The sequence below is a fragment of the Roseateles sp. P5_E11 genome (assembly GCF_054049355.1).
Genome location: NZ_JBFUMO010000510.1, coordinates 1 through 4,224, shown reverse-complemented (window position 1 = coordinate 4,224; position 4,224 = coordinate 1). Strand labels below are relative to the sequence as shown.

Below are 4,224 nucleotides of genomic sequence, written 5' to 3'. Positions count from 1 at the left end.
GCGCCCACGCCATCGTCGCGCACCTGCAGGTAGAGCACCGGCCCTGGCGGCGCGTCCACGTCGAGGCGGATGGCCACGTGCCGCGCCCGCGCGTGCCGAGCGTGACGAAGGCTTGTAGCCGCTTGGGCCAGCGCCGCCGCCCGGCCTGGGCAATGGCGCTGCGTGCCACCAGGCCGCCCATGCTGTGGCCGAGCAGCGTCAGCGGGCCGGGCACGTCGTCCATCAGCTTGGCCAGTTCGGCGCCGTTGCGCCAGATCGGTCGGCCGCTGTTGTAGCGCAGGCCCAGCGGCTGGTAGCCGAGTGCCGCGAGCGCAGCGGGGAAGTCGGCTCCGTCACGCCGCCACTGCGCCTCATTCATGCACAGGCCGTGCAGCATGATGAGGGCCGGTCCGGTCGCACCGTCCACCAGCGGGCGCAGGTTCATCGTCGTGGCCAGCGGGTTGAGGGTGTCTTCGAGGTAGTCGCCCAGTACGCCGTTCAATGCGGCCTGCGCGGCGTTCGCGTGGTCGGCTTTGGCCTGGCCGAGCAACGGTGTCAGTGCGCCCAGCGCCAGGTCCAGGCCGCCGCCTACCAATTGGGTCACGCCGCGTACGCTGCGGTAGACCAGGCCGGTGATGCCGGTGGTGCGGTCGCGTTGCTTGGTCAGCGGCAGCCGGGCGATCTCGGCGTGCATGGCCTCGACGAGGTTGGTGACGCCGGTGGTGGCATCGACGGCGAGGCGGCTGGCGCCGCGGAGCTGCTGGGGGCTGGGCATGGGGGCATCATGCCGGTGTTGTGTTTGTATGCTTTGGCCTGTTTGTGCGTTTGCACGGTGCATTGCCGGGAGTCCGTCCCGGCGGCCGGGTAACTTTCTTCTGCGGCGCCAGAAGAAAGTCACCAAAGAAGAGGCGCTGAACCGCACACGAGCACCACACCGCCAAGATCGGCGCGCGAAAACTCTCACTTCCATTTCGGGCAGACGCGACCCGCTGCGCTCTCGCTGCTGTCCCTATGACGAGCATCAAGGATCGCCCCTTCACGCCGGTTAACGCCGGCTGCACGCCGGGCTCACCAGGGAATACCGCGTCGCTGGAGCGACGCCACAGCGGTTACGTGGGGGCGTTGGAGTTCACTGCGTCACCYGACCTAYGCAGGACGGATGAGTTGTCCCCGCCGTCGCGTCGCCCGAGCGACGCTGTATTTGRKTTTCTGRTGAGCCCGGCGTGCAGCCGCGCGTTAAGCGGCCMGCCGGTGCGATGSATGGTACTGSYGATAGGGACAGCAGCGAGAGCGCAGCGGCTCGCRTCTGCCCACTCACCGACCGGCTGTTGCACGGCGCAGCTCGTGCATGTGGTGCTGGTGTGCGGTTCAGGGCCTCTTCTTTGGTGACTTTCTTCTGGCCCCGCAGAAGAAAGTTACCCGGCCGCCGGGACGGACTCCCGGCAATGCATCGAGCAGACGCGCTCTCCGCAAAAGCAACCCAACCCACCCTCACATCTGCCGAAACAGATGCGCACAGCTCTCCGCCACCAACAGCATCTCCGCTCCATGCTTCAACTTGATCTGCATCCTTCCCCGAAAGTCCCGGCTGACCGTGGCAATCGAGTTCACATTGACCAGCGTCGAGCGGTGGATCTGCCAGAACTGCTGCGGGTCGAGCTCGTCGATGAGCTCCTTCAGCGGCTTGCGGATCAAGGCCTCGCCGTCCTTCAGCCCCAGCCGCGTGTACTTGTTGTCGCTCTGGAAGAACATGACCTCGTCGACCGTGATGAGGCGCAGCGTCTGGCCCACCGAGGCGTTGATCCAGCGAAGCGGCGCGCGCGCGGCAGACGGTGTGGCGGCGGGGCGAGCGACAAGCTCGTCGAGCACGCCACCGAGCTGGGCCGGTGCCTGGCCCAGCCGCGCCTTCAACCGCGAGATGGCCGTGAACAGGCGCGCGCCGGCCAGCGGCTTGAGCAGGTAGTCCACCGCGCCCTGGTCGAAGGCGGCGATGGCGTACTGGTCATAGGCCGTCACGAAGACGACATGGGCACGGCCATTGACCTGGCGGGCCACGTCGATGCCGGTGGCGCCGGGCATCTCGATGTCGAGGAAGAGGATGTCGGGCTGGTGACGGTCCAGCAGGCGCAGTGCTTCCAGCCCATCGGCCGCTTCGCCGACGATGCTGAGTTCGGGCCAGAGCTTGCCGAGCTGCTCGACGAGTTCGCCACGCAGCGCGGCTTCGTCCTCAGCAACGACGGCGGTGGGGGCAAACAGGCTCATGCAGAAAGTTCTAAGGTGAATTCGGTGCGGCCATTGCCACTCGTGCAGACAAGTTTCGCGCCAAGCACCGCCAGGCGCTCGCGCAGCGACGCGAGGTCGGCGTCATCGCTGCACAGGCCCTCCTGGTCGAAGCCCAGCGTGATGCTGCCATTGACGCTGAGCCAGCAGCGGCTTGGGTGACCCAGCCGCACCGCACGCTGGACCAGGGGCAGCAGCAGCATCGGTGGCAGCTGGGTCGCGCCGCGCGGGCCGAGTTCGCAGTCGAAGGCGGGCGGGTCGCCGTTGAGATCGCGCAGAAGGTCAAGGTAGCTGGCGATCAACTCGGCCTCGCTGCCCAGCGTGGCGCCGGCATCGCGAAGCCGCGGCAGGGCCACGCGCAGATGGCGGATCAACCGCTCCAGCCGCGCGCTGGCGGTCGGGTCCTCGCGGCCATAGGCCTGCTCGACGGAGACGAGGGCGTCGAACAGCAAGGCCGGGTCGACCTGGGCCTGCAGGGCGGCCAGGCGCGAGGCCAGCGCGTGGCGGCGCAGCTGGCTGTGCTCACGCAGCAGGTCCTGCGCGGCCTGGTCCTGGCGCCGGCGCAGCGTGCGGAACTCCAGCACGCCGACGATCATCAGTGCCGGCATGAAGACCCACAGCGTGTCGCCGATGACGGCGTTGACGCGGAACATCGTGCACTTCATCTTGCCGTGGGTCTGGGCATAGATGTCGCACAGCGACGGCCAGGGCAGGGCGGCTGCCAGCGGGTAGATGACGGCCATGGCCAGCACGGAGCCCAGCAAGGTGGCTGCCACGAGGCGCTGGCGGCGCGCCGGGTGGATGGGGCTGCTGCGCGCGGCCGGCAGCCAGCACAGCAGCAGCACGGCRCAGCTGACCAGGGGCAGGCTGAGCTGGCGGGCCAGCACCTGGGGCAGTTGGTCGCCGACACGCAGTTCCAGCAGCGAGGTCAGGTCGATGGCGCCGAACAGCAGGGCCGCGCTGACGAAGACCAGRGCCTCGTTCAGGCTCAGGGAGCGCCAGGACTGCAGCACATGACGCAATGCATTCATACCAGAGCTTCTGCCGGCAGATGAACGCGGGCCACGACGCCGCGCGGCTGGACGGCTTCCAGAGCCAGCGTGGCCATGTCGCCAAAACGCGCGGCAAGCCGTGCGCGCGTGTTGGCCAGGCCGACGCCGGCGCCGCCGCTGGCCGTGCCGAAGCCCTGGCCGTTGTCGGCCACCTCGACGGTCAGGCCGCCATCGGCCGCGTGTGCAGCGCGGATCTCGATGCGCCCGCCTTCGGGCAGCGGCGACAGGCCGTGCTTGATGGCGTTCTCCACCAGCGTCGGCAGCACCAGCGTCGGCAGGCGGGCCGTCAGCAATTCGGCTGGTGCGCTGATGTCAAAGGACAGGCGCTCGCCCATGCGCATCTGCAGGATGGCGAGGTAATGGCGCACCAGCTCCAGCTCTTCGGCCAGCGTGGACTCATGCCGGCGCATGCCGGGCAGGGCAGCGCGCAGGTAGGCGATCAGGGCCACCAGCATGTTGCGGCCGCGCTCGGGCTGGGTCTCGTACAGGCGCTTGACGTTGGCCAACGTGTTGAACAGGAAGTGGGGCTCGATCTGGGCATTCAGCGCCGACAGCTGGGCCTCGGTCTGCTGCGTCTTGAGCGCCTCGCGCTCGCGGAACAGCCGGGTCAGCTCGTCGCGGCCCTGGCGCTGGGCGCGGCTGACGAGCAGCAGCGCATAGGCGATACCGCCGAGCAGGGCCCACAGCAAGACGGTGGACATCACCCAGGCGGGCTTGACCTTGTTGCCGGGGTCGCCCATCGACGAGACTGCATAGCGCAGCCAGGTGCCGAGGGCAGCGCCGAAACCGACGGCGCCGGCCTGCACCGTCAGCGCGGCAGGCAGCTTCCAGTGCCGGCCGGCCAGCAGTGCTTCGGCCAGGGCCACCATCAGCAGCAGGGAGATGCCGGTCAGCAGGCATTGGCGGCTGAAAC

The 4,224-nt window shown here is 68.7% G+C and carries 4 protein-coding genes; all 4 read right to left on the bottom strand.

Going from position 1 to position 4,224, the window contains the following annotated elements:
• Positions 1-754, bottom strand: a 754-nt coding sequence (locus ACXJKR_RS25875; RefSeq protein ID WP_457325245.1) for an esterase/lipase family protein, incomplete at its 3' end; no start/stop codon positions are given.
• Positions 755-1,470: 716 nt separating this feature from the next.
• Positions 1,471-2,241, bottom strand: coding sequence for a LytR/AlgR family response regulator transcription factor (locus ACXJKR_RS25870; protein WP_056202566.1), 771 nt, complete (start codon positions 2,239-2,241; stop codon positions 1,471-1,473).
• Positions 2,238-3,290, bottom strand: a complete 1,053-nt coding sequence (locus tag ACXJKR_RS25865; RefSeq protein ID WP_457325244.1) for a sensor histidine kinase — start codon at positions 3,288-3,290, stop codon at positions 2,238-2,240. Before ACXJKR_RS25865 ends, ACXJKR_RS25870 begins: the two co-directional genes overlap by 4 nt.
• Positions 3,287-4,224, bottom strand: a 938-nt coding sequence (locus tag ACXJKR_RS25860; protein ID WP_457325243.1) for a sensor histidine kinase, incomplete at its 5' end; no start/stop codon positions are given. The genes ACXJKR_RS25860 and ACXJKR_RS25865, both read right to left, overlap by 4 nt.